This window comes from Mycobacterium sp. (assembly GCF_035506235.1).
Lineage (GTDB): Bacteria > Actinomycetota > Actinomycetes > Mycobacteriales > Mycobacteriaceae > Mycobacterium.
This window is the reverse complement of the sequence record NZ_DATJPU010000164.1, coordinates 1-4,013: the sequence shown is the minus strand read 5'-3', so window position 1 is coordinate 4,013 and position 4,013 is coordinate 1. Positions and strand designations below refer to the sequence as shown.

Annotated in this window: 3 protein-coding genes, 1 tRNA gene and 1 pseudogene; 1 reads left to right on the top strand and 4 read right to left on the bottom strand. The window is 66.6% G+C overall.

The window, feature by feature from the left end:
• Positions 1-48: 48 nt before the first annotated feature.
• Positions 49-138 (top strand) — tRNA-Ser (locus VMD50_RS15780).
• Positions 139-233: 95 nt separating this feature from the next.
• Here VMD50_RS15780 and VMD50_RS15775 read toward each other — a convergent pair.
• The 4 genes and pseudogenes from VMD50_RS15775 to VMD50_RS15760 form a co-directional block, all read right to left on the bottom strand.
• Complete coding sequence (locus tag VMD50_RS15775) at positions 234-1,598, bottom strand: PPE family protein, SVP subgroup (protein ID WP_325428675.1); 1,365 nt, start codon at positions 1,596-1,598, stop codon at positions 234-236.
• A 375-nt stretch (positions 1,599-1,973) separates the two neighbouring features.
• Positions 1,974-3,134, bottom strand: a complete 1,161-nt coding sequence (locus VMD50_RS15770) for a glycoside hydrolase 5 family protein (RefSeq protein WP_325428674.1) — start codon at positions 3,132-3,134, stop codon at positions 1,974-1,976.
• Positions 3,135-3,334: 200 nt separating this feature from the next.
• A complete protein-coding gene (locus VMD50_RS15765; RefSeq protein WP_325428676.1) occupies positions 3,335-3,715 on the bottom strand; it encodes a hypothetical protein in 381 nt (126 codons plus the stop codon).
• A 47-nt stretch (positions 3,716-3,762) separates the two neighbouring features.
• Positions 3,763-4,013, bottom strand: a pseudogene (locus tag VMD50_RS15760) (cytochrome P450); the annotation flags it as partial.

The window sequence follows — 4,013 nt, the reverse complement described above, 5'->3', positions numbered from 1 at the left end:
CCGCCAGCGATTGGGGTGACGGAGGAGTGGTTCGGTAAGCTGCCTGGCGGTGGCGTGTCCGAGCGGCCTAAGGAGCACGCCTCGAAAGCGTGTGACGGCTAAAACCGTCCGAGGGTTCAAATCCCTCCGCCACCGCCAAAGTTCTTCAGCTGTTATCGCAGTTAACGGGGCGCTCTGTGCTGGTGCCTACCCGTCTTGGTCGCCAGGTCGGCTGGTCGTGCGAAAAGACGAGGTTAGCGACTGAGAAGGCGATGCTTCTGCTCGTTGAATTCCTCGTCGGTGAGAAGTCCCGAGTCGCGAAGTGCGCCCAGTTTGGCTACCAGTTCGGCGAATTCGCGTATCTCGGCGGTGATTTCGGTCATGGGGCCGCCCGGCGACCTGGGCGAGGGCGCCGGGTAGGCACGAGTAGTCGCCCCGGTCCGCTCCCGGACGCCGGGGCCAACAGCGCAGCCGATTGCCCGCCCGGCCATGCTGGCCAGGGCCATCTGACCGAATAGGCTTCCCGGGCTACCCGTGAAGGCTTCCGGGGCGGCGCCCAGGCTGGTGACCGGCAATGCCACCGCGGCCAGCCTGATCGCCGGGGCAGCCGCGGTCCAGCCGGGCGGCACCGATAACGCACCGACCGAGGCCGCCCGGCCCAGAGCTACTGAGCCCGCCGACCCGACCGCCCCCAACTGATCGAACCGGCCCATGATCCGACCCTCCAGGCCCGTAATTTGGCCGGTAAGGAGATCCTGTTCGTCGACAATGTCACGGCCCGCGGCCAGAATCGCCTCGTCGCCGTCGGACGCGGACGCCCACGCCCCCGAGGCCGTGCTCAGCTCGGACGACCCGAGACCCAAACTCGCGGGCTCGAATAATGTCGAAGGAGACGCCAGGCCCAGGCTCTGCAGGATTCCGAAGAGTCCGGACAGGGACAACGCGGCCGCCGGCGTGGAGGGCACCGGCGAGGCGAGCCCCTGCAGCGCGGCGGGCACGGCCGAGGTCACCTGCGACAGGAGCATCTGTGCGTTGGTCGCGGCCGAAGTAGCGCCGGTCTCGGCGAGCGCGGCTTGGCCGCCCAGGGCCTCGGGGTTGGTGCTCTGCGGTGGTGAGGCGAACGGCGTCAGGGTTGTCGCCGACGCCGACACGCTCGCGTAGCCGTACATCGCTGCTGCATCTTGGCCCCACATCTCGGCGTACTCGGCCTCCGTGGTTGCTATCGCCGGGGTGTTCTGTCCAAAGATGTTCGTCGCGACAAGGGCCATCAGCAGGCTACGGTTGGCCGCGATCGCCAGCGGCGGCACCGTCGCCGCGAACGCGACCTCATATGCGGCCGCCGCCACTCTGGCCTGACTCGCCGCCTGCTCCGCCTGCGCGGCCGTGGTGGCCATCCACGCCACATAGGGGGCGGCCGCGGCCGCCATCGACACCGATGCGGGGCCCAGCCACGGCCCGGCGGCAAGCCCCGAGATCACCGACGCGTAAGAGGCCGCCGCCGAGCCCACCTCGGCGGCCAGCCCGTCCCAGGCGGCCGCGGCGGCCATCATCGGGCCCGACCCGGGACCCGCATACATCCGCCCGGAGTTGATTTCTGGTGGTAATATCGCGAAATCCATTGCTGCACAACCTCCTAGCTGATCGCAATCGCAATGGTGGCGTCGGTGGGCGCAGACGACCCCAGGGACGAAACCATCGAGGTTAATCCTGCACCTATAAGTGGTTACGGAGTCGTTAACGATGGGGCCAGATCGAGATATTTGACCCGGTCCCCCCGCGTTCGCTCGCCGGTCCAGCAAGACTGTGACCGGGATCTCGTGGACCTACCGCCGAGTCAGCACGGCTTGGAGAAAAGCCATGCGGAGGCGGCTCGCGTCACCAACCGTCATCCGGAACTAAGCGGTCAACCCGAATGGACATGCCTTCGCGCACGCGTCACGCCCGTGGCCGTCGTCGCGCCGTATAACCGGTTCTCAAAGTGATTCGGGTTTTCCTTAGCCCGGGCCTCCGCCGGTCAGGCCGCGGGCAGCCTGAAATTCGCTGTCCCGGAAGGGCCGGCCGTCGGGTTGGAGAAGGTCGTGGAACCACACCTTGGGGGGCGCCGCGTACGGGTGGTCCCACGAGTCCCACGGGAAGTAGGTCTGGGTCTTTCCGGCGACCAAACCCCAGTTGAAGGCGCCGACGTTGCGCCGCTTCGCGATGGGCAGGATCGCCTCGATGGTGCTGCCCTGGGGCCGGGCCATGTACTCGGTACAGATGATCGGCCGCCCCAGCGGCGCAAGCTCGGCGATCCGGGACTCAAAGCCGGCGGGTTCGGCGTAGGAGTGGAAGGTGATCACGTCGGCGTTGTTCAGCTGCATGTCACTGATCGGACTGCGGCCGCCTTGCTCTCCCTGATCGCCGCCGCGCCAGACGCCACTCGTCAGCGGTTGGCTGGGATCGACCGAACGGGCCCAACGGAACACCTGGGGGAGTAGCTCCGCGACCCGCTCCAGCTTGTCTTTGCGCTCCACCTTCTGATACACGCGCGCGGGGTTGTCGGGCTCATTCCACATGTCCCAGCCCAAAACCCGGTTGTCACTGCGGAATTGGGTCAAAACGCTGGTGACGTAGTCGTGCAGGACCGGGATGTAGGCGGGGTCGCCAAGGCGTTCCGCGCCGGGGCTCTGCACCCAACCCGAGTTGTGGACGCCGGGCCGCGGCGCCCGCTGCGGACCCAGTTTGGGGAACGGGTCCCAGCACGAGTCGAAGAAGACGAACAGGGGCCTGATGCCATGGCTGGCGGCGACGCTGACGAACTGCGCGAGGCGGTTGTGGAAGCCGCGGGCGTCCTGGGCCCAGAGCTGATCATGCAGAAAAACCCGCACGCTGTTGAAGCCGTAGGCCCTGGCCCAGCCCAGCTCGGTATTGATGCGGCGCAGGTCGTAGGTGCCCGGTTGAAACATCTCGAGCTGATTGATGGCGTTCGACGGGATGTAGTTGGCGCCGACGAGCCATCCTTGCGCTTGATACCAGCGGTTGGCACGGTCGGGCGACCACCGCATGACCTCACCGGAGGAGCGGGGTGCCGGTTCCGCGGAGGCGCGAGGCGCGTGGGCCAACGCCGTGCCCGCCGCCAGCAGCAGTGGAATCTTCAGGGCCGTTCGACGGTGCACGATCTGACGATAAATTTTCCGGGGTGAGGTCCCCGGTATTTGGCCAGCGAGTCGCGGAGCGCTTATCGACGCTTCGAGAATTGTTATCTTGTTGTGACCTAACGGCGTTCACGCGCTAGGCCGAGGAGTGCCTTGTGGCCCTTGACGTGCAGTCCCGACGGGGGCCAAGGGCGTTGTGCCCCTAGTGAAAACGGGCCCGCTCAGATGCCGAGTGACGGCGTCCACTCGTCCACGACAAGGGGCAACGAGACCGCCGATTCGCCACAACTAACGTCGATCACCCAGCGGCCGTCGATAGGCAGCCGCGTTTCGATGGGAAAGAAGGCGAATCCCGGAAATTCCCCGACGGCGGCTGCCGGCGCTTCGAACGTCGCGTGTTGCACCGCGTCAACCGTCGGTGGCTTGATCTCCACCTGAATCCGCCGTTCCGAGTCGTCGCTGTCGTGCTGCGTCAGCACCACGAGGACAAACCGGGCTACCCGGTCGGGCCCGACCGTGAATTTGGACAGCACGCCGCCCTGCACGTTCAGCTTGTTATCGACCGTCGCGGCCGCTTCCGCCAGGAAAGCACCGGTAAGCATCACACGCAGAACGTACCGCGCAGCTGGGCCGATTGGATACGGGATGGCTAACGCAGCTTGCGGCCGTCGAATGCGATCGGCAGTGAAGTTGGGCCGCTCATTCCGGATGGCGGCTTCCACGGGGCTGGGCCGGTGCGCCGAGTATTCGGCATCCGCCGGGTGATGACCTTCAGGGCTTCGGCGAGTTCGACCCTGGCGAGGTGGGCGCCGAGGCAGTAGTGCACACCTCCGCCGAAGGTCAGCATCGGTGCCGGGCCCTCGCGGGTGAGGTCGAGGCGATCGGGATGGTCGTAGACCC